The organism is Pseudacidovorax intermedius, assembly GCF_003350475.1.
GTDB classification, from domain to species: Bacteria; Pseudomonadota; Gammaproteobacteria; order Burkholderiales; family Burkholderiaceae_C; genus Xenophilus; species Xenophilus intermedius.
The window spans coordinates 33,336-55,357 of the sequence record NZ_QQAV01000013.1; the positions used below are offsets into that span (position 1 = coordinate 33,336).

General features: G+C 69.3%; 20 protein-coding genes. 6 read left to right on the top strand and 14 right to left on the bottom strand.

All coding sequences use genetic code 11. From position 1 onward, the window contains the following. Positions 1-56: 56 nt before the first annotated feature. The 5 genes from DFR41_RS23515 to DFR41_RS23535 form a co-directional block, all read right to left on the bottom strand. Complete coding sequence (locus DFR41_RS23515) at positions 57-1,703, bottom strand: putative bifunctional diguanylate cyclase/phosphodiesterase (protein ID WP_114804510.1); 1,647 nt, start codon at positions 1,701-1,703, stop codon at positions 57-59. A gap of 62 nt (positions 1,704-1,765) precedes the next feature. After that, positions 1,766-3,202, bottom strand: a complete 1,437-nt coding sequence (locus DFR41_RS23520) for a sensor domain-containing diguanylate cyclase (protein WP_244917858.1) — start codon at positions 3,200-3,202, stop codon at positions 1,766-1,768. 141 nt (positions 3,203-3,343) lie between these two features. Then, positions 3,344-4,261, bottom strand: a complete 918-nt coding sequence (locus DFR41_RS23525) for an NYN domain-containing protein (RefSeq protein ID WP_017758628.1) — start codon at positions 4,259-4,261, stop codon at positions 3,344-3,346. Between the two features lie 10 nt (positions 4,262-4,271). After that, the gene (locus DFR41_RS23530; protein WP_017758629.1) at positions 4,272-4,910 is read right to left on the bottom strand and encodes a 3-oxoacid CoA-transferase subunit B; all 639 of its coding nucleotides are present in this window, start codon (positions 4,908-4,910) and stop codon (positions 4,272-4,274) included. 14 nt (positions 4,911-4,924) lie between these two features. Further along, positions 4,925-5,731, bottom strand: coding sequence for a CoA transferase subunit A (locus DFR41_RS23535; protein WP_114804512.1), 807 nt, complete (start codon positions 5,729-5,731; stop codon positions 4,925-4,927). An 87-nt stretch (positions 5,732-5,818) separates the two neighbouring features. On the opposite strand from DFR41_RS23535, the gene DFR41_RS23540 reads away from it, so the two are divergent. Both DFR41_RS23540 and DFR41_RS23545 read left to right on the top strand, forming a co-directional pair. Beyond that, on the top strand, positions 5,819-6,415 hold the full coding sequence (locus tag DFR41_RS23540) for a PAS and helix-turn-helix domain-containing protein (RefSeq protein ID WP_017758631.1): 597 nt from the start codon (positions 5,819-5,821) through the stop codon (positions 6,413-6,415). 115 nt (positions 6,416-6,530) lie between these two features. Beyond that, on the top strand, positions 6,531-7,004 hold the full coding sequence (locus tag DFR41_RS23545; protein ID WP_114804513.1) for a hypothetical protein: 474 nt from the start codon (positions 6,531-6,533) through the stop codon (positions 7,002-7,004). 21 nt (positions 7,005-7,025) lie between these two features. Here the strand turns inward: DFR41_RS23545 and DFR41_RS23550 are convergent, their stop codons facing one another. After that, entirely contained in the window at positions 7,026-7,634 is a 609-nt protein-coding gene (locus DFR41_RS23550) for an acyloxyacyl hydrolase (RefSeq protein ID WP_017759731.1), read from the bottom strand. A gap of 143 nt (positions 7,635-7,777) precedes the next feature. Between DFR41_RS23550 and DFR41_RS23555 the strand changes: the two genes are divergently transcribed. Then, complete coding sequence (locus tag DFR41_RS23555; protein ID WP_017759730.1) at positions 7,778-8,392, top strand: TetR/AcrR family transcriptional regulator; 615 nt, start codon at positions 7,778-7,780, stop codon at positions 8,390-8,392. A 283-nt stretch (positions 8,393-8,675) separates the two neighbouring features. On the opposite strand, the gene hrpA is transcribed toward DFR41_RS23555, so the two are convergent. Further along, on the bottom strand, positions 8,676-12,662 hold the full coding sequence (hrpA, locus tag DFR41_RS23560) for an ATP-dependent RNA helicase HrpA (protein ID WP_114804514.1): 3,987 nt from the start codon (positions 12,660-12,662) through the stop codon (positions 8,676-8,678). Between the two features lie 67 nt (positions 12,663-12,729). Here hrpA and DFR41_RS23565 point away from each other — a divergent pair, with 67 nt between their 5' ends. From DFR41_RS23565 to argA, 3 genes are all read left to right on the top strand, one after another. After that, positions 12,730-12,981: a DUF6364 family protein gene (locus DFR41_RS23565; RefSeq protein ID WP_017757778.1), complete on the top strand. Its 252-nt coding sequence runs from the start codon at positions 12,730-12,732 to the stop codon at positions 12,979-12,981. Then, positions 12,978-13,397 carry a PIN domain-containing protein gene (locus DFR41_RS23570; RefSeq protein ID WP_114804515.1) on the top strand — a complete coding sequence of 140 codons (420 nt, stop codon included), beginning with the start codon at positions 12,978-12,980 and terminating at the stop codon, positions 13,395-13,397. The genes DFR41_RS23565 and DFR41_RS23570 overlap by 4 nt, the downstream gene beginning before the upstream one ends. A 142-nt stretch (positions 13,398-13,539) precedes the next feature. Beyond that, positions 13,540-14,889 carry an amino-acid N-acetyltransferase gene (gene argA, locus DFR41_RS23575; protein WP_017758810.1) on the top strand — a complete coding sequence of 450 codons (1,350 nt, stop codon included), beginning with the start codon at positions 13,540-13,542 and terminating at the stop codon, positions 14,887-14,889. Positions 14,890-14,963: 74 nt separating this feature from the next. Here the strand turns inward: argA and budC are convergent, their stop codons facing one another. From budC to DFR41_RS23610, 7 genes are all read right to left on the bottom strand, one after another. Continuing rightward, a complete protein-coding gene (gene budC / locus DFR41_RS23580; RefSeq protein ID WP_211322650.1) occupies positions 14,964-15,764 on the bottom strand; it encodes a meso-2,3-butanediol dehydrogenase in 801 nt (266 codons plus the stop codon). Between the two features lie 121 nt (positions 15,765-15,885). Continuing rightward, on the bottom strand, positions 15,886-16,224 hold the full coding sequence (locus DFR41_RS23585; protein ID WP_114804517.1) for an AzlD domain-containing protein: 339 nt from the start codon (positions 16,222-16,224) through the stop codon (positions 15,886-15,888). Then, complete coding sequence (locus DFR41_RS23590) at positions 16,221-16,946, bottom strand: AzlC family ABC transporter permease (protein ID WP_017758176.1); 726 nt, start codon at positions 16,944-16,946, stop codon at positions 16,221-16,223. Before DFR41_RS23590 ends, DFR41_RS23585 begins: the two co-directional genes overlap by 4 nt. A gap of 28 nt (positions 16,947-16,974) precedes the next feature. Beyond that, the gene (locus tag DFR41_RS23595) at positions 16,975-18,450 is read right to left on the bottom strand and encodes an amidase (RefSeq protein ID WP_114804518.1); all 1,476 of its coding nucleotides are present in this window, start codon (positions 18,448-18,450) and stop codon (positions 16,975-16,977) included. A gap of 67 nt (positions 18,451-18,517) precedes the next feature. Next, positions 18,518-20,188, bottom strand: a complete 1,671-nt coding sequence (locus DFR41_RS23600) for a dipeptide ABC transporter ATP-binding protein (RefSeq protein ID WP_114804519.1) — start codon at positions 20,186-20,188, stop codon at positions 18,518-18,520. 13 nt (positions 20,189-20,201) lie between these two features. After that, a complete protein-coding gene (locus DFR41_RS23605; protein WP_114804520.1) occupies positions 20,202-21,074 on the bottom strand; it encodes an ABC transporter permease in 873 nt (290 codons plus the stop codon). 4 nt (positions 21,075-21,078) lie between these two features. Further along, positions 21,079-22,020, bottom strand: a complete 942-nt coding sequence (locus DFR41_RS23610; RefSeq protein ID WP_114804521.1) for an ABC transporter permease — start codon at positions 22,018-22,020, stop codon at positions 21,079-21,081. Positions 22,021-22,022 lie beyond the last annotated feature (2 nt).

Below are 22,022 nucleotides of genomic sequence, written 5' to 3' on the forward strand. Positions count from 1 at the left end.
CGGGCCGCGGACCGGCGTCTTCCTGCCCCGGCGAGGCATCAGGCGGCGGACGGTCGTCACGGCTGGAGGGCTTTGTTCATGGCGGGCGCATTGTCCGACGCCGGCTTCCACAGCGGCTGCTTCTCGTAGGCGTCGATCCAGCCGAAGACCTCCGCGGCTGGCATGGGCCGGGCGATGCCGAAGCCCTGCGCCAGGTGGCAGCCCAGCGCCAGCAGCGCCTCGCCATGTTCGCGGGTCTCCACGCCTTCGGCCGTGACCTCCAGGCCCAGGGCCTGGGCCAGCGAGATCACGCCCTGCAGGATGGCGCGGTCCTGCGCGTCGGTGAGCACGTTGCGCACGAAGGACTGGTCCAGTTTGAGGCCGCTGACCGGCAGCCGCCGCAGGTAGGTCAGCGAGGAATAGCCGGTGCCGAAGTCGTCCATCACCACGCTCACGCCCAATTGGCGGCAGGACTCGATGAAACTGGCGGCCAGGTCGATGTCGCGGATGGCGCTGGTCTCCAGGATCTCCAGCACCAGGGCGCCGGCGTGGCGCTCGGGAAAGCGCTCCAGCAACGCAGACAGCCGCCGCACCACGTCCGCCCGCATGAGCAGCCCGGCGCTGATGTTGACGCTGACCGACAGCCGGCGGCCCTGCGCGGCCCACTGCCGCACGGCCTCGATGGCGGCGCCGATGGCCCATTCGCCCAGCTGCTCCGACAGTTCGTGGTCCTCGATGGTGGGCACGAACTCGGCCGGCATCAGCACGCCCCGCTGGGCATGGTTCCAGCGGCTGAGCGCCTCCATGCCCACGATGGTGCCCCGCTGCATGTCGACCTTGGGCTGGAAGACGAGGAAGAACTCGCCCGCGTCCAGCCCTTCGGCGATGCGCTGGCGCTGCTGGGCCAGGCGCTGCTCGTGCGCATGCTCCTGCGCGTCGAAGAAGTTGACCTGCCCGCCCCCGGCCCGCTTGGCACCGAAGGCGGCCTGGCGGGCCTGGCGCAGCAGCACCTCGATGGACGGGCCTTCCTGCTCGCGCAGCGCCACGCCGACGCTGGCCCCCACGGTCAGCGGCTGGCCGTGGACCTGGAAGTCGTCGCCCAGCCGGCCGAGGCAGTATTCGAGGATGCCCTGGCATTCCGGCCAGCCCGCGTTGGGCAGCACGGCCGCGAACTCGTCGCCGCCCACCCGGGCCAGCGCCGCGTCTTCGGGCAGCCCCAGTTCCAGCCTGTGCACGACCTCCAGCAGGACGGCGTCGCCGCCCGACGGGCCGAAGCGCCCGTTGATCTCCCGGAAGCGGTCCAGGTCGAGGTAGATGACGGCCAGCCGGGCCAGCGGCACGCTGCGCTCGGCCGACAGCTCGGGCAGCGATGGCAGGCGGCCCGGCAGGCGGGTCAGCGGATCCAGGCGGTGCAGCACCTCGGTGCCCGGGCCGCGGCTGGCGGTCCACAGCACGCTGCCGTCCTCCGCGCGCTCGCCGCGCAATTCGACCTGCACGCGGCCCTTGGGCGAGCGAAGGCCCACCCAGCAGGCCGGGCCGGGGCCCTTGGCGGGCACCTCGGCTTCCTCGAAACCGCGCTCGCCGGCGGCCAGCAGGGTCTTGGCCTTGATGCCGGCTTCGGCCGCGCCGCAGGTCAGCGCCTCGGCCGCGGCATCCGCCCAGCGAAGCTCCCCCGCCACGGTGCGAAAGTGGCAGACCGCCGGCCGGGGAAGACGGTGGGGCATGGTGTGGGGGAAGAAGGGCCGCTGTTCAGCGCAGAGGGCGGCGACGGCGTCCGGCAGGCGCCTCAGAGGGGCCGGCGCTGCGCCGGGCCCTCCGATTCGTAATGGCGCGCCTTGTCCTCGTACATGGCGCGGTCGGCGGCCTGCAGCGCGTTCTCGAGCGACTCGCCGGCCTGGCAGGTGGCGGCGCCCATGGCGAAGCTCAGCAGGTGGCCGGACGGGCCGCCGTAGAACTGGTTGTTGAGATCGACCAACGTGGTCAGGTGCTCGCGCACGCTGCGCACGCCGCGCTCGTCCGTGTCGGGCATCAGCACGATGAATTCGTCGCCCCCCACGCGGGCCACGCACGCGGGCGCGTCCACCAGCTTGGCCAGCACTTCGCCCGCGCGGCGCAGCAGGGCGTCGCCGGCGGCATGGCCGACCTGGTCGTTGACCTGCTTGAGGCCGTTCATGTCGAGCGCAAGGATGGACACGGGCCAGGGACCCTTGCGCGTCAGGCGCAGCAGTTCCTCGGTGTAGAAGGTGCGGTTGCGCAGTTGCGTGAGCACATCGTGCGTGCCCAGGTATTCGAGGTAGGCCTCGGCGCGGCGGCGCGCGGTGATGTCGACCAGCGAGAGCAGCACGAGGTCCCAGTTGTCCTGCCGGTCGGGCAGGATGGAGAACTGCATGTAGATGTAGACCGGCTCGCCGCCCAGCGTGTAGTTGACCACCTCGCGCTGCTGCAGCGTCTTGCCGTCCCAGAGGTCGCGCAGCTGCTCGGCGAAGGAGTCGTGCATCTCGCCGCGGAACACCTTGGGAAGGCTGCGCAGCAATGTGGGCTTGTCGGGCGCGCCCAGCATGCGCAGCGTCTCCTCGTTGACGTCGAGGACGCGGATCTCCTGCACGCAGCGGCCGACGAACTCGGGGTGCACCTTGAGGAAGGTGCCGAAATCGCGGATGCCCTGCGCCCGCACCCCGTCGAGCAGGCGCTTGACGCCGCTGAAGTCCTCCACCCACAGCGACACGGGCGAGCGCTCGAAGAGGCCACGCGCGTAGCGCTCGCTGGCTTCGCGCAGCTTCTCGGCGCGTACGCGGGCGGTGATGTCGTCGAGCGAAATGAGCGCTCGCGACCAATCGGCCTCGTGGCCAGGCAGGATGCGGATGCGTACCGTGACGTCCAGCCGCCGACCGTCGAGGGCATAGTTGACCGTCTGGTTCTCGATCTCGGTGCGTCCGTCCCAGAACTGCGCGAGTTCGTGGATCACCCGGTCAGACATGTCGTCCCGGAAGATTTCCGGCAGGCGCGAGACCAGTTCATCCTGGCTGGCGGCAGCGAACAGGCTCAACGTCTTCTGGTTGACCTGCACCACGCGGATGCTGGCCATGCAGGCCGCCCGGCGCGACGGGTCGGCCTGGAGATATTCGACGAGGTCGATCACGCCCTCGCTGCGCCACTGATCGAAAAGCTGCTTGAGTCCGCTGTAATCCTCGAGCCAGAGCGAGACTGGCGCAAGATCGAACATGGTTTGGAAATCGTCGGAAGACGTCATGGCGGCGGACGCGTGAGACAGCGCCGGATGCTATCAGCAGCCGGGCCGGTCGAGGGCCTCGGCAACTGCGAAAGCAGGCCGGGAACGGCGCAGGAAAACCCGGGAAGGACTCGCTCAGGCGTCGACGTCGCGGTCGGCCTCGGCCGCCGATTCGTGCGCCAGCGCCTGCGGCGTCAGGGCGATGTGCCCGCCCCCCTCGTCGTCCAGGAACTCGACGATGTCCGGAAAGCGTTGCAGAAAGGCCTTGAAGCTGCGGCAGCCCAGCATGCCTTCGTCGAAGGCCGGCATCATGCGCTTCATCAAGGACTTGAGCGCGCCGCAGTGCACGCGGTTCTCGCCCTGGCGGGCGATGATCTGGGTCACGGCCTTGACCAGCGCCTCCCGCGCGAGCTCCACGGTCAGCACCGTGGGGCCGCTGTCGGCGGGCTCGCCCGGCTCGCCGCCCTCGCCCTGCCCTTCCATGGCCAGTACCGAGGCCGCCACCGCCTCGCTGGCCTGGCGCAGCTTGAGCAGCGCGCCATAAAACTTGAACTCGTTGCAGCTCGCCACCCAGTAGCGGTTGCTGTTGCCCTCGACCCCCACGCCGCCGATGAAGCGGCCGGCCTGCTTGACCTTCTGGGCCAGGCTGATGAAGTCGCTGTCGCACGAGACCACCACGACGTGCGTGATGTGCGGATGCGTGTGCAGGTCGGACAAAGCGTCCAGCGCCATGCGGATGTCGGCGCTGTTCTTCATGTTGGCGCCGCGCGGGAAGAGCTGGATCAGGTCGATGCCGGCGCCGTTCAGGGCATCGCGGTAGCGCGAGAAGAACTGCCAGTTGGCGTACGCGCGGTTGATGATGACATCGCCCAGCGAGGCGGCGTAGTCGACGATGGCATCGACTTCCGCCACGGGCATCTGGACCGTGAGCCGGTGTTCGCGGTAGTAGTCCTGGCCGTTCTGTTGGTCGGTCAGGACCGCGTGCAGGTTTTCGAAGTCCCAGTACAGGGCCACCTTGGGCGCCTGCACACCGGCGCCGGTCCATTCACTCATCGATTGACTTTCACTGCAGGAGCTTGACTCCCGTCTTGGCTTGCACGGCGTCGAAGCTGACGCCATCGGCCAGCTCGACCACCTTCAACCCTTCGGGCGTGACGTCGAGCACAGCCAGGTCGGTAATGATACGGTCCACCACCCCCACGCCCGTGAGCGGGAGTGTGCATTGCGGCAGGATCTTCAGATCTTCCGTGCCGTCCTTCTTGCGGGCCACGTGCTCCATCAGCACGATCACGCGCTTGACGCCGGCCACCAGGTCCATGGCGCCGCCCATGCCCTTGACCATCTTGCCGGGGATCATCCAGTTGGCCAGGTCGCCCTTCTCGCTGACCTGCATGGCGCCCAGGATCGACAGGTTGATCTTGCCGCCGCGGATCATGGCGAAGCTCTCGTGGCTGCCGAAGATGGACGAACCCGGCAGCGTGGTCACGGTCTGCTTGCCGGCGTTGATAAGGTCGGCGTCCACCTGGTCTTCCGTCGGGAAGGGCCCGATGCCGAGCATGCCGTTCTCGCTCTGCAGCCAGACTTCCTTGTCGCCGACGAAGTTGGCCACCAGCGTCGGGATGCCGATGCCGAGATTGACGTAGAAGCCGTCTTCCAGCTCCTTGGCCGCGCGGGCGGCCATCTGGTCTTGGGTCCAGGGCATGGGGAACTCCTCTTTTACTTGCTGGCGTTGTTCTTGACGGTGGCGGGCACTTCCGTGCCGGCGGCCGCCTGCGCGATCACGGCCTGGGCCTCGACCTTGGCCGCGGCGGCATCGACGGGCGCGGCGGCGCTGACGGTGCGCTTTTCGATGCGCTTCTCGGGCGTGGCATTGAGCACGATGCGGTGCACGTAGATGCCCGGCAGGTGGATGTCGTCCGGTGCCAGTTCGCCCACCTCGACGATCTTCTCGACCTCGACGATGCAGACCTTGCCGGCCATCGCGGCAGCCGGGTTGAAGTTGCGGGCCGTCAGGCGGAAACGCAGGTTGCCGGACTTGTCGGCCACGTCGGCCTTGACCAGCGCCACGTCGGGCACCAGCGCGCGCTCCATGACGTAGGTCTCGCCATCGAACTCGCGCAGTTCCTTGCCCTCGGCCACCAGCGTGCCGACCCCGGTCTTGGTGAAGAACGCCGGGATGCCGGCGCCGCCCGCACGCAGCTTCTCGGCCAGCGTGCCCTGGGGCGTGAATTCCAGCTCCAGTTCACCGGCCAGGTACTGGCGCTCGAACTCCTTGTTCTCGCCCACGTAGCTGGCGACCATCTTCTTGACCTGCCGCGTCTCCAGCAGCTTGCCCAGGCCAAAGCCGTCGACGCCCGCGTTGTTGGAGATGCAGGTCAGGTCCTTGACGCCGCTTTCCTTGAGCGCATCGATCAGCGCCTCGGGAATGCCGCACAGGCCGAAGCCGCCGACTGCCAGCGTCTGGCCGTCGGCAACGACGCCGGCCAGCGCCTCCTTGGCGGAGGCATAGATCTTGTTCGCCATGGGTCCTCGCTTGAAGAGAAAGTGAGAGGGGGAAGGAAGGGAAAACCCCGCAACGATACTACGTACGGACATACGTAGGATTTCGTAATGGACGCACCCGAGGCCCCTGCCCTTGCAGCCCCCACCATCGACTACCGGCTGGCCTTCGAGCATGCGCCGGTGGGCATGGTGCTGTCCCGCCAGCGGATGATGGTGGACTGCAATGCGCGGCTGTGCGAGATGTTCGGTGCCACGCGCGAAGCACTCGTCGGCCAGTCCTTCCGGCTGCTGTATCCCAGCGTGGCCGAGTACGAGCGCATCGGCCGCCGCATGCTGCCCGCGCTCAACGCCAGCGGCCGCTATGCCGACAACCGGATGATGCGGCGCGTGGGCGGCCTGCATGGCATGCGCGCGGGCGAGACCTTCTGGTGCCATGTCACCGGCCGCGCCCTCAATCGCGAGGTGCCGCACGAGTCCGGCATCTGGACCTTCGAGGACCTGGGTGCGCGCCGCGCCGACAAGGCAGAACTGACGCCGCGCGAGCGCGAGGTCGCCGCTCACCTGATGCAGGGCCTGACCAGCAAGGAGATCGGCCGCGTCCTCGCCATCAGCCACCGTACCGTGGAAATCCACCGCGCCCGGTTGATGCGCAAGTACGCCGCCGGGACCACGGCAGAGTTGGTGCAGAAGCTGCTGGCGGGCTGAGGCGATGCACCGTCCGGGTGCGTTGGACTACCGATGCCCGGAAGACGTCCCACGCCATGGGGGCGGAGTCGGCGCCAACTTGTGGGCCATCGACAACCTTCCAGGAGCAACACCGATGGCCACCCGACCCGAACTGACCGGCGACCGCGACAACAACCGGGCGATGCGATGGGGCATCCTTGTCGTCATCGTGCTGGTGATCGGCGCGATCTTCGCGTTCTTCCGAACCGGCGGTGAAGCGCCGGGCCAGCCCGCCCCGCCCATGGGCCAGTCCGCGCCCCCGCCCGCCAGCGATGGCGCCACGGGCATGGCGCCCGGAACCGGCGGCAGCGGCTCGACCGGCATCGGCGGCAACGCCGCGGGCACCAGCGGCGCTGCACCCGACGCCGCAGACCCCAACCCAGCCGCCGCCAACGGCCTGCCTTCGACCCCCGGCACCGGCACGACCAACACGCCTGGCGGGAGCAGCGGCTCGGGTACAGGTGCCGCCGGCACGGGCACTACGGGCAGCACAGGCACCACCGATCCGGCCAATGGCAGCGGTACGCCCGCCACCGGCGCCCCGGGCGCGCCCGGCCAGTCCCAGTGATCGCCCCGCCCCGGCGCCGCTTCACCAGGCCATGCTGAAACGCAGCTTGACGAAGTTGGCGCCGGGGTTCGGTTCCTTGATGCCCGCGTTGGAGAAATGCTGCAGGCGTAGCGACAACTCATAGGCCTGGCGCTCACCGAAACGGTAGCCGACGCCCAGCACCTCGGTGAACTGGAAAGCGGTGCTGAAACGGTCTCTCGGCGTCTCGTACAGCCGGTCCATCACCGTCCCACCCAGCCCAAGCTCCACGAACCACGGCGTGCCCGGCTCGCCCAGCAGGTGGCGCCACATGGCGGTGGCGCCGATCTGCGAATAGCCGGCGCTCGAGCCGTCCGGCCGCGGCGCCTGCCAATGGCTGGCCCACAGGTCCCAATACAGGGTCAACGGGCCAGCCTGGCGCGGCACCGACGGGAACAACTGCGACGGGAGCATCACGCCCGCCGTCAGCGAGTCGGTCGATTGCGTGTGCAGCACGCTGGACCCACCCTCCACATAGAAGCGGCGGCCTTCGTCGACCTGTTCCTGCGCTGCTGCGTGTGCGGATGCAAGCACAGCCGCTGCCGCAAAGGCCAGAGGCGCGATGCGCCGTTTCAAGTGACGGCCGGCGCCCTGGCGAGAGCGGTTGTCCATGGTGGCTCCAGGAGTTGGAATGAATTTTCTAGAATTTTCATTCTAGGAATCCGAGGCTTGCGTCCGGAGGGCGAAGGGACAATGGCCCCATCTCCCTCTCCAGCTTGTTGCGACGCATGCCCTCGAAAGCACGGATTTCTGCCATGAATACCGAGCCGCCTCCGCAGGACAAAGGCGGGGTGCGCCGTCGGCAGGTACTGGACGCGGCGGCCCGCTGCTTCAGCGAACACGGCTTCCGTGGGGCGAGCATCCAGCGCATCTGCGAGGTGGCTGGCATGAGCCCGGGCCACGTCTACCACTACTTCCGCAACAAGGAAGCCATCGTGGCGGGCATCGTGGAGCAGGACCTGCAGGACACGCTGGCGCGCATCCAGCTCATGCGCGAGCGCGGCCAGGCAGAGGGCGTGCTCGCGGCCTGTCTGGGCGAGGTGGATACCGGCGTGGCGCGCTGCGCGGGCGATCCGGCGCGGCTGCAGCTGGAGATCCTGGCCGAGGCCAACCGTACACCCGACATCGCCGCCCTGCTTCAACAGGCGGACCGCCTCAAGCGCGACGAGCTGCTGGCGCTGCTGCGGCCGTTGCCGGCGCTACGCGGGCTGTCTGCGGCAGAGCTCAAGGCACGCGTGGCGGTGATGTGCACCCTCTTCGAAGGTCTGGCCGCGCGCACGCTGCTGGACCCCACGCTCAACCGCGCCGCCACCGGCCGCGCGATCAGCCGCGTGGTGCGCATGCTGCTGGAGCAGCCGGAAGAAGCGTAGGCGCGCCGGGGCATCGGCCGCCGCACGGTCGAGACCATCGTGCCCGCCTGCTGCGCAAGTACGACGTCGCGACTACCGCCGATTCGGGTGCAGAGGGTGCTGGCGGGTCGAAGCCGTCACTCTGCGCCGGAGGCCAGATGCTCACCACGTGTTCCCCCCCATCGAATGGCCACAGCGCAGGCCATGCGGGAACATCCGCGGAACCGGCTTTGCCGGGCCGCTGGATGTGCCCCCTTCAGGGGGTTGGCGTAGCGCGAAGCGCGCAGCCTGGGGGTGCTCTTATCTACGCGATCTGCTGCCAGGCCTTGTCCAGCCGCTTGATGCTCACCGGCTGCGGCGTGCGCAGCTCCTGCGCGAAGAAGCTCACCCGCAGCTCCTCGAGCAGCCAGCGGAATTCGCGCATGCGCTCATCCGTGGCGCCCTTGCGCTCGGCCACCAGGCGCCAGTAGCGCTGTTCCTGCGGCTTGAGTTCGGCCAGCTTCTGCGCGTCACGCGCCGGGTCGGCCCGCAGCTTGTCCAAGCGCAGCACGATGGCCTTGAGGTAGCGCGCGAAATGCTGCAGCTGCGTCCACGGTGCATCGGCGATGAAGCGCTTGCCGACCAGGCGCTGCAGCTGCTCGGCCGCATCCTTCACGGCCTCGGGCTGGATCTTGGTGTCTTTGATCTTGCGCTGGGCTGCGGCGTAGTCGGTGAGGATGGTCGATGCCAGGCGCGCCACCTCGCTGGCGATCAGCGTCAGCCGGCCACGGCCCTCGTCCAGGCGGCGCTTGAAGCTGGCTTCGTCGGTGGGCAGCGGCTCCTGCAGGAAGGCGCGGTCCAGCGCCACGTCCAGGATCTGGGCGCGCAGTTCCTCCAGCGTGCCCAGCGGCATGTAGGCCACGGCCATCTTCTGCAGGTCGGGGATGTTCTTTTCCAGGTACTTGAGCGCGTCGCGGATCTGCAGCGCCACCAGACGGCGAAGGCCGACACGGTGTTTGGCCGTTGCCACCTCGGGCTCGTCGAAGACCTCGATGGTCACGGCGTCGCCCCCGTCCACCAGCGCCGGGAAGCCGATCAGCGTCTGCGCACCGCGGCGCACTTCCATCAGCTCGGGCAGCTCGCCGAAGGTCCAGGCGGTGTAGCGCTGGCCAGCCGGCGGCGCGGCGGGGCCGGGCGCGGACTTGGGCGCCGGGGCCGCGGTCTTGCCGCTGCCCGGCGACGGCGCGGCCGGCGCGGGCGAAGGCGCCGCCCTGGCCTTGAGCCCCGCCAGCGCCTGGAAGGCGCCCCGCGCCTTGGTGCCCAGTTCGCCCTTCAGTGCACCCAGGTTGCGGCCCATACCCAGCTGCCGGCCGTGCTCGTCCACCACCTGCAGGTTCATGAACAGGTGCGGCGGCAGCATGTCGAGCTTGAAGTCGGCGCGTTTGACGTCCAGGCTGGTGATGTCTCGCACCCGCTTGAGCAGCGCGTCGGTGAGCGAGCCGGCGCCGAAGGCCTCGGGCGTGCCCAGCGCTTCAGCCAGTCGCGCCGCCGATTCGGGCAGCGGCACGAAGCGCGAACGCGGCTTCTGCGGCAGGCTCTTGAGCAACGCCTGGATCTTGTCCTTGAGCATGCCCGGCACCAGCCATTCGCAGCGCTCTTCGCTGACCTGGTTCAGCACGAAGAGTGGCACCGTGACGGTGACGCCGTCGCGCGCATCGCCCGGCTGGTGCAGGTAGGTGGCGGCGCAGTCCACGCCGCCCAGCTTGACGAGGGGCGGAAAGGCCTGCGTCGTGATGCCCGCCGCCTGGTGGCGCATCAGTTCCTCCCGCGTGAGGAACAGCAGCCTGGGGTTGGTCGCGCTCGCCTGCCGGTACCACTGCTCAAAGGCATGGCCGTTCGCCACATCGGCCGGCACCTGGGCCTCGTAGAAGGCGTAGATCAGCGCATCGTCGACCAGCACGTCCTGCCGGCGCGACTTGTGCTCCAGCGCCTCGACCTCGCGCACCAGCTTGCGGTTGGCAGCCAGGAAGGGCAGCTTGCTTTCCCACTCGCCGCCGGCCAGGGCCTCGCGGATGAAGATCTCGCGCGCGCCGGCCGGATCGGCCTTGGCGAAGTCCACGCGCCGGCCGCTGTAGACCACCAGGCCATAAAGCGTCGCACGCTCGAAAGCGGTGACGCGGGCGTCCTTCTTTTCCCAGTGCGGGTCGAGCAGCTGCTTCTTGAGCAGATGGCCCGCGACCTCCTCGATCCACTGCGGCTCGATGTTGGCGATGCCGCGGCCGAAGAGGCGCGTGGTCTCCACCAGCTCGGCGCAGACGATCCAGCGGCCGGGCCGCTTGCGCAGGTGCGCGCCCGGATGGCGGTGGAACTTGATGCCGCGCGCGCCCAGGTATTCGCCGGAGGAGGAACTAGCCTCCTCGTCCATCTTCCAGCCGATGTTGCCCAGCAGGCCGGCCAGCATGGACTTGTGGATCTGCTCGTAGCCGGCGGGCGTGGGGTTGAGCTTCCACTTGTGCTCGGTGACCACGGTGAGCAGCTGCGAATGGATGTCGCGCCATTCGCGCACGCGGCGCACGCTGACGAAGTTCTGGCGCAGCAGCTGTTCGTACTGGCGGTTGCTGAGCTTGTGGGTGGGCTGGGCGGCCGCCGGCGCCGGTGCCGCCTCGGCGGGCGCGCTCATGCGCTGGCTCACCGGCAGCACCGCTGCGCTGGCCTTCTTCGGACCTTGCGTGGCCGCCACCATCTCGCGCCGGTTCTGTGCCACGGGCGCGCCGCCGCGGGCGTCGTGCAGCCATTTCCACAGCGTCAGGTAGCCGCTGAACTCGCTCTTCTCGTCGTCGAACTTGGCATGGGCCTGGTCGGCCTGCTGCTGCGCTTCGAGCGGCCGGTCGCGCACGTCCTGCACGCTCATGGCCGAGGCGATCACCAGCACCTCCTGCAGCGCGCCGCGCGTGCGGCCTTCCAAGATCATGCGGCCCACCCGCGGGTCCAGCGGCAGCCGGGCCAGCTCGCGACCGATCTCGGTCAGCTCGTTGGCATCGTCCACCGCGCCCAGTTCGCCGAGCAGCTGGTAGCCATCGGCCACGGCCCGGCCGCTCGGGGCCTCCAGGAAAGGAAACTGCGTCACGTCGCCCAGGTGCAGCGACTTCATCCGCAGGATCACGCCCGCCAGCGACGAGCGCAGGATTTCCGGGTCGGTGAAGCGCGGCCGGCTGGCAAAGTCCTTCTCGTCGTAGAGCCGGATGCAGATGCCGTTGGCCACGCGGCCGCAGCGGCCGGCGCGCTGGTTGGCGGCGGCCTGGCTGACGGGCTCGACCAGCAGCTGCTCCACCTTGCTGCGGAAGGAATAGCGCTTGACCCGCGCTGTGCCCGCGTCGATCACATAGCGGATGCCGGGCACCGTGAGCGAGGTCTCGGCCACGTTGGTGGCCAGCACGATGCGCCGGCCGGTGTGCCCTTCGAAGATGCGGTCCTGCTCGGCCTGGGACAGGCGCGAGAACAGCGGCAGCACTTCGGCCGCGCGCATCACCGGCTGGTGCGCCAGGTGCTTGCGCAGGTGGTCGGCGGCCTCGCGGATCTCGCGCTCGCCGGGCAGGAACACGAGGATGTCGCCGGCGGCATTGCCCTGCCACAGCTCGTCCACGCCGTCGGCGATGGCGTCGTTCAGGTCGTATTCGCGCGACTCCTCGAAGGGCCGCCAGCGCATCTCCACCGGGAAGGTGCGGCCAGAGACGTAGATGACCGGGGCCGGTCCGTTCCGGCTCTCGAAATGCTTGGCAAAGCGCTCCGCATCGATGGTGGCCGAGGTGACGATGACCTTCAGGTCCGGCCGCCGCGGCAGGATCTCGCGCAGGTAGCCCAGCAGGAAGTCGATGTTCAGCGAGCGCTCGTGGGCCTCGTCGATGATCAGCGTGTCGTAGGCCTTGAGCAGCGGATCGGTCTGCGTCTCGGCCAGCAGGATGCCGTCGGTCATCAGCTTGACCGAGGCATCACGGCTCAGCCGGTCCTGGAAGCGGACCTTGTAGCCCACCACCTCGCCCAGCGGCGTCTTCAGCTCCTCGGCGATGCGCTTGGCCACCGAGCTGGCGGCGATCCGCCGCGGCTGCGTGTGGCCGATCAGCCGGCCCCGGCCCTCGGGCGCATTGAGTTTGCCGCGGCCCAGCGCCAGGGCGATCTTGGGCAGCTGGGTGGTCTTGCCCGAGCCGGTCTCGCCACAGACGATGACCACCTGGTGGGCCTGGATGGCGGCGGCGATCTCGTCGCGCTTGGCGGATACGGGAAGGGAATCGGGAAAGTCGATCTGGAGCGGCACCGGCGGATTATCCCACGCACGAGTTCACGTGCTACACTGATTTTCGTGTAGACCAGGGAGCGCCGGCATGACCAACCTCACCCTCACCCTCGACGACGCCATCATCAAGAAGGCCCGCGTGCGTGCCATCCAGGAAGGCACCTCCGTCAGCGCCAAGGTCCGGGAGTTTCTGGCGGCCTATGCGATGGGGCAGGACCAGCAGCAGGCCGCCGCCGAGGCCTTCATTGCCGCTGCGCAGCGCAGCCAGGCCAACACAGGGGCCGCCCGCTGGTCGCGCGAGGACGCTTACGACCGCCCCTACCCGGGCGGTGGCGCATGATCACCTTCTTCGACACCAACGTGCTGGTGTATGCCGTGGACGCCGGGCACCCGCCGCGGCAGAAGCAGGCCATCGACCGGCTCGCGCGGGCCGTCAAGGAAGGCACGGTGGCGCTCAGCACTCAAGTGCTGCAGGAGTTCTATGCCGTCACCACGCGCAAGCTGCAGCCGCCGCTCAGTCACCTCGATGCGGCTTATCAGATCGAGCAGCTGAGTGCCTTCCAGGTCATGGGCAGTTCCGCGCAGAGCGTGGCAGCGGCACTCGCGCTGGTCGACAAGCACCGGCTCCAGTGGTGGGACGCCCTCATCCTCGAAGCCGCCTTGCGCGCTGGTGCCGATGTGCTCGTCAGCGAGGACGGGCAGGCCGGCCAGCGCTTCGGCAAGCTGGTGGTCGAGAACCCCTTTTCGCCGCTCTGACTGTCGAGGGGGTCGGCGGGGGGACGCGATCCCCTGGCGGTGGACCATCGTCATGGCAACGCCATCACCCATGCCGCCTGCTCATGGACAATGGGCGGTTTCGCCCAATTCCGCCGCCGCGACGCCTCCGCACCCCTCGTCCATGTCCGCCGTCTTCAACTTCACCTTCGTGCCCTGGTTCCGGTCGGTGGCGCCCTACATCCACACGCACCGGGGCAAGACCTTCGTGGTCGGCATCGCGGGCGAGGCCATCGCTGCCGGCAAGCTGCCGTCCATCGCGCAGGATCTGGCGCTGATCCAGTCCATGGGCGTGAAGGTCGTGCTGGTGCACGGCTTCCGTCCGCAGGTCAACGAGCAACTGCGCGCCAAGGGCCATGAGGCCCGCTATTCGCACGGCATGCGCATCACCGACGAAGTGGCGCTCGATTGCGCGCAGGAAGCCGCCGGCCAGTTGCGCTACGAAATCGAAGCGGCCTTCAGCCAGGGCCTGCCCAACACGCCGATGGCGGGCTCGACGGTGCGTATCCTCTCCGGCAACTTCATCACGGCGCGGCCGGTGGGCGTCGTCGACGGCGTCGACTTCCAGCATTCGGGCCTGGTGCGCAAGGTGGACGCCACCGGCATCCGCCGCGCGCTGGACGGCGGCAGCATGGTGCTGCTCTCGCCCTTCGGCTTCTCGCCGACGGGCGAGGCCTTCAATCTGGCCATGGAAGAAGTGGCAACCAGCGTGGCCGTGTCGATCCAGGCCGACAAGCTGATCTTCCTGACCGAGGTGCCCGGCGTCGCCATGGACCCGGGCCAGCCCGTGAGCGAGGACAACCCCATCGACACCGAGCTGCCCCTGGACGTGGCCCGCAAGTGGCTGGCCCAGCTCTCGCCCCCTCAGCAGCCGACCGACACCGCCTTCTACCTGCAGCATTGCGTCAAGGCCTGCGAGGGCGGCGTGGAGCGCAACCACATCCTGCCCTTCTCGGTGGACGGCGCGTTGCTGCTCGAGATCTACGTGCACGACGGCATCGGCACGATGGTGATCGACGAAAAGCTCGAATCGGTGCGCGAGGCCGGCGTGGACGACATCGGCGGCATCCTGCAGCTGATTGAGCCCTTCGAGCGCGACGGCACGCTGGTCAAGCGCAGCCGCACCGAGATCGAGCGCGACATCCACCAGTACACGGTGGTGGAGCACGACGGCGTGATCTTCGGCTGCGCGGCGCTCTACCCCTACCCCGAGGCACGCACCGCCGAGATGGCGGCCCTCACCGTCTCGCCTCAGTCCCAGGGCCAGGGCGACGGCGAGAAGCTGCTCAAGCGCATCGAGCACCGCGCCCGAGCCATCGGCCTGGACAGCATCTTCGTGCTGACCACCCGCACCATGCACTGGTTCATCAAACGCGGCTTCCAGCCCGTGAGCCCGGACTGGCTGCCCGAAGCGCGCAAGAAGAAATACAACTGGGACCGCAAGAGCCAGGTGCTGGTCAAGAAGCTGGGCTGAAGCCGCCCGCCAAGACGAAAGGCGCGTCCATCGGACGCGCCTTTTTCATGGGGACGGTCGAGCCGTGGTGCCGGCTACGACATCCGGGGCTGCCCGTTGGATGCCGTGAGGCCACCATCCACCGGCACCAGCGCGCCATTGACGAAGCTGGCGTCGTCGCTGGCCAGGAAGGCGACCACCGAGGCCACCTCCGCAGGATCGGCACCGCGGCCGAGCGGAATGCGGTCTTTGAAGCGTTCCATGGTGTCCGGGTCGTCCTGCATGTCCTCGGTCATGGGCGTGAAGGTCAGGCTGGGGCAGACGGCATTCACGCGCACGCCCCGTCCGCCATGGTCCAGCGCCATGGCGCGCGTCAGGTTCACAACCGCGCCCTTGGACGCGTTGTAGGCCACCAGGCCCCAATCGCCGCCCAGGCCTGAAACCGACGCCGTGTTGACGATGCATCCGCGACTGCGCTCCAGGTGCAACATCGCGGCCTTGGCGCCGTTGAAGACGCCCCCGGCATTCACGGCCAGCGTGCGGTGAAAGTCCTCGGCCGAGGCATCGGAGGCGTCGCCCTCGGGTGCGATGCCGGCGTTGTTGACCAGCACATGCAGCTCGCCGAAGCGCTCGATGGTGGCCTCGACCAGGGCGCTGACCTGGCCCAGGTCGGACACATCGACCTCATGCACCAACGTGCGCTCGGAAGGGAGATCGGCCGCGACCTTGTCGAGCTTGTCGGCATGGTCCCCGGCGAGCACCACATGGGCGCCCTCGGCGGAGAAGCGGCGGGCGATGGCCTCGCCAATGCCCGAGCCGGCGCCGGTGACGATCACGACACGGCCATGGAAACGGTCGCGGCCCTGGGCGGAAGAGAGTTGGAGTGCAGCAGTCATGGGCTGCATGAACGCATGCGGGCTGACGGCACGACGTCGGAAAAGCGCGCGTCGGGGCCGTCCAGTGCGACGCACGCGCGGTGGCCGCATCCTGGCGCTTCGAACACCGCGAGGCCCCCGCTCAGCCCGCCATGCCCAACCCGCGCAGCAACAGCAAGGTCGCCGTGCCCACCACCACCGGTCCGGTGACGCCGCGCCGCCAGCAGAACCAGGCCACCGACACCGCCACGGCCAGCCAGCGCGGGTCGTGCCAACCCGGCGCGACCACGGCGCCGCCCGAGCCGCGCAGCACCTCCGGCACCACGACGGCCATCAGGGCCGCCAGCGGCGCATGGCGCAGGCCTGCAGCCAGCCAGCCCGGCAGGCGCGGCTCCCGCCGCGGCAGCAGGAACACGCCGCGCGTGAGCACGGTCACCCCCGCCAGCGCAAGGATGGCGATCCACAGGTGCAGGTCGGTCATGGCGTGGCGATGTGCGGGGCGCGCCGTTCGGCCCAGTGGCCGGCCGCCATGGCGGCGGCGATGGCCGCGATCACCTGCAGGCCGAAGGGCCAGCCCTGCCCCATCCAGCCGATGGCGCCGGCCACGGCCGCCACCAGCCAGCTGGGCCGGTCCGCAATCATCGGCATGGCCAGGCCAAGCAGGGCGAGCACGCCGATGAAGCGCAGGTCCCAGTCCGGCGGAATGGCATCGGCCAGGAAGATGCCCGCCAGCGAGGCCGCCTGCCACGCCGCCCAGTTGAACAGCGCCAGTCCCAGGAAATAGGCCAACTGGTCGGGCGCGCGCCGCGGGTAGCGCTGCATGAAGCGCACGTACACCGGGTCGCCCGCCAGGTAGGCGAGCCCCAGCCGCTGCGGCCGCGGCAGCAGGCCGAAGTAGCGCCGCCAGTGCGCGCTGAACACGACGAAGCGCACGTTGAGCATCAGCGCCGTCAGCACGATCACCCACAGCGGCGCGCCCGCCAGGATCATCGGCAGGCAGGCCAGCTGCGAGGCACTGGCGAAGACCAGCAGCGACATGGCCAGCACCGCGCCCAAGGGCAGACCGCTGCGCGCCATGGCCACGCCGGTCACCAGGCCCAGGGCCACCGTGCCCAGGGCCGGGCCGGCGATGGCCCGCACGCCCTCGGCAAAGCCCGGGTGCGTGAAGAGCGAACGCAGCGATCGCGTGCCGAACAGCGCCATGTCGTGAGGGTCTCCGTGTCCCCGCCGGTCAGCCGGCCGTGACGTGCACGCCCGGGCGGCGGCCGTCGTTCCAGCGGCCGCCCAGGGCGCGCTCGATCTGCGCCGCCAGTTGCAGCAGCAGGCCGTCATTGGCCTGGCGCGCCTGGGCGTGGATGCCGAAGGGCAGCCCGTTGGCCTGCTGCGCCATCGGCAGCGAGATGGCCGGGATGCCGCACAGGTTGGACAGCGGCGTGTACGAGAAGAACTTCCAGAGGTTGTCGAACCAGTCGAGCACGTCCGGGTTGTCGCTGGTCGTCAGGTACTCGGTGGTGCCGATGCGCGGCGTGGGCAGCGCCGTAATCGGCGTGAGGATGATGTCCCAGTCCTCGAAGAAGGCGCCGAAGGCCCGCGCGGTGCTGTTGAAGACGGCCTGCATCTTGTAGCGCTCGGCATACGACAGGTCCTTGCCGGCCTCCCAGATGCGGATGTTGATCGGCTCGATGAGCTCCGCCGGCGGGCGCTCCAGCCCGGCCTTGGCCAGGAGGCCGTTGATGACCTGCGCGAAGTTGCTGATGTAGCAGGTGGTCTGCGCACGGAAGGCCTCGCGCAGGTCGGCCTGCGGCAGCGCCCATTCGACATGGTGGCCCAGGCCTTCGAGGAAGCGCGCGGCCTTCTCCAGCTCGGCCACGAGCTCAGGGGTGGCGCGGTAGTCGCCCCATTCGTGCGACAGCGCGATGCGCAGCCGGCCCGGGTCCTTCTGGATCAGCTGGGTGTAGGGCTCGGGCGTCGTCCAGAAGGGCATGAACTCGCCAGGCGCGCCGCCGCGGCAGGCATCGACGAAAGCCGCCGTGTCGCGCACCGTGCGGCTGTGGCAGCCCTGGATGGAGACATAGCCGGTGATGTCCGACAGGTTGGGCCCGATGCTGAACACGCCGCGCGAGGGCTTGAGACCGATGTTGCCGTTGAAGCCGGCCGGGATGCGGATCGAACCGCCACCGTCCGTCGCATGCGACATGGGCACCACGCCCGCCGCCACCATGGCCGAGGTGCCGGCGGAGGAGCCGCAGGTGGTGAAGTCGGTGTTCCAGGGGTTGCGCGTGACGTACACGGCCGGGTTCTCGGCCGAGCTGCAGACGCCGAACTCCGGCGTGGTCGTGCGGCCCATCAGGTTGAGGCCGGCCTTGCGCATCTGCTTCGTCAGCCAGGCATCTTCGGTCGGACGGTTGCCGCGCATGAAGAGCGAGCCCTGCTCCTGCAGCCGGCCCTTGAGCGTGGGGCCCAGGTCCTTCATGAGGAAAGGCACGCCGGCAAAGGGGCCTTGCGGATTCAGCCCGTCCTTGAGCGGGTCGGCCACCACGTCCTCGAAGACCTCGACCACGGCCGAGAGCGTCGGGTTGGTCTTCGCGATGCCAGCCGCGGCCTGTTGCGCGAGTTCGGCGGCGGTCAGCTCGCCCTGGCGCACCTTCTCGGCCAGGGCCGTCGCGTCCTGCGCGGCCCATTCGTCCCAGCTCATTGCCAATGTCATGTCGTGTGTTCCTGTTGTTCGGATGTCGGTCGAACCGAAAATTCTGCCTGCTGGGGCCGATGCGCGCTCAGGCGGCGAGCGCAAGCTCGGTGCGCGGGGCCGCCTCCAGCAGCTTGCGCGTGTAGGCATGGGCCGGCCGGCCGAACACCTCGGCCGTCAAACCCTCTTCCACGATGCGCCCCTGGTTCATCACGATCACGCGGTCGCACAGCTGCGCCGCGACCCGCAGGTCGTGCGTGATGAACAGGATGCCGAGCCCGAAGTCGCGCTGCACTTCGCGCAGCAGATCGAGAATCTGCGCCTGCACCGACACGTCGAGCGCCGACACGGCCTCGTCCGCCACCAGCACCTGCGGCTGGCAGGCGACGGCGCGGGCGATGGCCAGGCGCTGGCGTTGCCCGCCCGAGAACTGGTGCGGGTAGCGCGAGAGCGCGGCACGCGGCAGCTGGATGCGGTCCATCAGCTCTTCGGCCAGCTTGCGCGCGGCGGGCACGTCCAGGCCGAAGTTGACCGCGCCTTCGATCATCGAAGAGCCAACGGTTCGCCGCGGGTTGAGCGAGCGGTTCGGGTCCTGGAACACCACCTGCACCCGCGAGCGCAGCGGCCGCAGCCGCGATTCGGACAGGGACTGCACCTCGCGGTCGCCCCAGGTGATCGTGCCTTCGCTGGGGTCGATCAGCCGGATCATGCAGCGCGCAAAGGTCGACTTGCCCGAGCCCGATTCGCCCACCACGCCCACCGTCTCGCCACGGTGCACGGCCACGCTGGCGTCCTGCAGGGCGGTGTTGGGCTTGGCGCGGCCCAGCCAGTCCCGGCGTACGTAGGTCTTGCCGACCCCGCGGCCGGCCAGCAGCGCCGGGCCGCCGGGCAGCGCGCGCGGTGGTGGCGGCACCATGCCCGGCACGGCGGCCAGCAGCATGCGGGTGTAGTCCTCGCGCGGCGTGCGCAGCACCTGCTCGCGCGGGCCCTGCTCCACCACCTTGCCGCGGTGCATCACCATCACTTCGTCGGCGATCTCGGCCACCACGCCCATGTCGTGCGTGATGAACAGCACCGCACTGCCCTGCTCCTGCTGCAGCTCGGCGATGAGCTTGAGGATCTCGGCCTGCGTGGTCACGTCCAGCGCCGTGGTCGGCTCGTCGCAGATCAGGAGGCGCGGCTTGAGGATGATCGCCATGGCGATCACGATTCGCTGGCGCTGGCCGCCCGAGAGCTGGTGCGGATAGCTCGAAAAGATGCGCTGCGGATCGGGCAGGCGCACGCGTTCGAACACCTGCAGGATGCGCGCCTTGCGCTCGGCCGGCGTCAGCGACGTGTGGTTGCGCAGCAGCTCGTCGACCTGCTCGCCGCAGCTGAGCACGGGGTTGAGCGCCGTCATCGGCTCCTGGAACACCATGCCCATCACCTGGCCGCGCAGGGCGCGCAGGCGCTTCTCGGGCAGGTACTTGCCATGAGTCAGCAGCGCCTCGCCGGCCAGCACGATGTCGCCGGCCGTGATGGTCAGGCCCTTGGCCAGCAGCGCCATCACGGTCGTGGCCAGCACCGACTTGCCGGAGCCGGACTCGCCCACGATGCACAGCGTGCGGCCGGCCTCGATGCGCACGTCCAGCCGCTCGATGGCGTGGGGCCGGTCGGCGTCGGCGGGCAGCGCGACCTGCAGGCCGCGCACCTCCAGGACGGGGCTTGCGGGCATGGGCGGGGCTTCGCCGGCGGCGATGCGGGTGGGAAGGGGTTTCATCGTCACACCTCGCTCAGCTGCGCTTGGAGAACTTGGGATCGAGCACATCGCGCAGCCCGTCGCCGAGCAGGTTGATGGCCAGCACGGTGGGCACCAGGAAGAGCGCGGGCCACAGCACGTTGCCCGGCGCCTGCGAGAACAGCACGCGGCCCTCGGCCATGATGTTTCCCCAGGTGGGCACCTCGGCCGGCAGGCCCAGGCCCAGGAAGCTCAGGATGGCCTCGGTCAGCACGGCCGAGGCAGCGATGAAGGTGCCCTGCACGATCAGCGGTGCCAGCGCGTTGGGCAGGATGTCGCGCCACAAGATGGTGGCATTGGGCGTGGCCAGCGCACGGGCCGCTTCGACGAAGGGCTCGTCGCGCAGGCCGATCACCAGGGCGCGCACCAGGCGCGTCACCCGCGGCACCTCGGGCACGGCGATGGCCAGGATCACCGTCGGCAGGCTGGCTCCGAGCATCGCCACCAGCGTGATCGCCAGCAGCACGGCCGGGATGGCCATCAGGCCGTCCATCACCCGCATCAGCACGGCGTCGGCCGCGCGGAAGTAGCCGGCCAGCATGCCCAACGAGCAGCCCAGCGCGATGGCCAGGAAGGCGGTGAGCACGCCCACCAGCAGCGAGATGCGGGTGCCGTAGAGCACGCGGCTCCACACGTCGCGGCCCACGCTGTCGCTGCCCATCCAGAAGGTGTGCTGCACCATCGCGCCGTCGGGCAGCGTGACTTGGCCGGCGGTGCCGGCAGGCACGGTGATGAAGTTCGCGTCCATGGCCGACGGGTCGAAGGTGCCCAGCCAGGGCGCCATCAGGCCCAGCAGCGTGAGCACCAGCAGCACCAGCGTGCCGCCGCGCACGGCGCCATGGCGCCAGAGTTTGTGGAAGGTGCCCATGGCTTCAGTACCGGATGCGGGGATCGAGGAAGAGGTAGCTGACATCCACCAGCAGGTTGACGCCCACGTAGATCAGCGCAAAGAACAGCACCACGCCCTGCAGCACCGGGAAGTCTCGATTGAGCACCGCGTCCACCGTCAGCTGGCCCAGGCCGGGAATGGCGTAGACCGTCTCGGTGACGACCACGCCGCCCAGCAGCAGGGCCGCGCTCACGCCGATGACGGTCACCACCGGCACGGCGGCGTTGCGCAGCGCATGGTGGCTGAGCACCGCGCGCTCGCCGATGCCCTTGGCGCGGGCGGTGCGGATGTAGTCCTCCGTCAGCGCCTCGCTCACGGCGGCGCGGGTCACGCGGGCCAGCAGCGCCACGTAGGTGACGGCCAGCGTCAGGCAAGGCAGCACCAGCTGTCGGGCCCAGGGGCCCACACCCTCGCCGATGCGGCGGTAGCCCTGCACCGGGAACCACTGCAGCTTCATCGCTAGCAGGTAGATCAGCACGTAGCCGATGACGAACACCGGCACCGAGAAGCCGGCCACCGAGAAGGCCATCACCGCCTTGTCCAGCCAGCCGCCCATGCGCCACGCCGCCAGCGTGCCCAGCGGCAGCGCGATGGCCACGGCCAGCACCAGGGTGCCGATGGCCAGCGAGAGCGTGGGCTCGATGCGCTGGCCGATCAGGGCCACCACCGGCTTGTTCAGAAAGAACGAGAAGCCCAGGTCGCCCTGCAGCACATGGCCGGCCCAGGTGGCGAACTGGGTCCACAGCGGCTGGGTCAGGCCCAGTTGGGCGCGGATGCGGTCCAGGTCTTCGTTGGTGGCGCTGTTGCCGCCGATGATGGCCGCCGGATCGCCGGGGGTGAGCCGCACGATCATGAAGACCGCGATGGCCACCACCAGGATCACCGGCAGCGTGGCGAGCAGGCGTTTGCCCAGAAAGCTCAGCATGG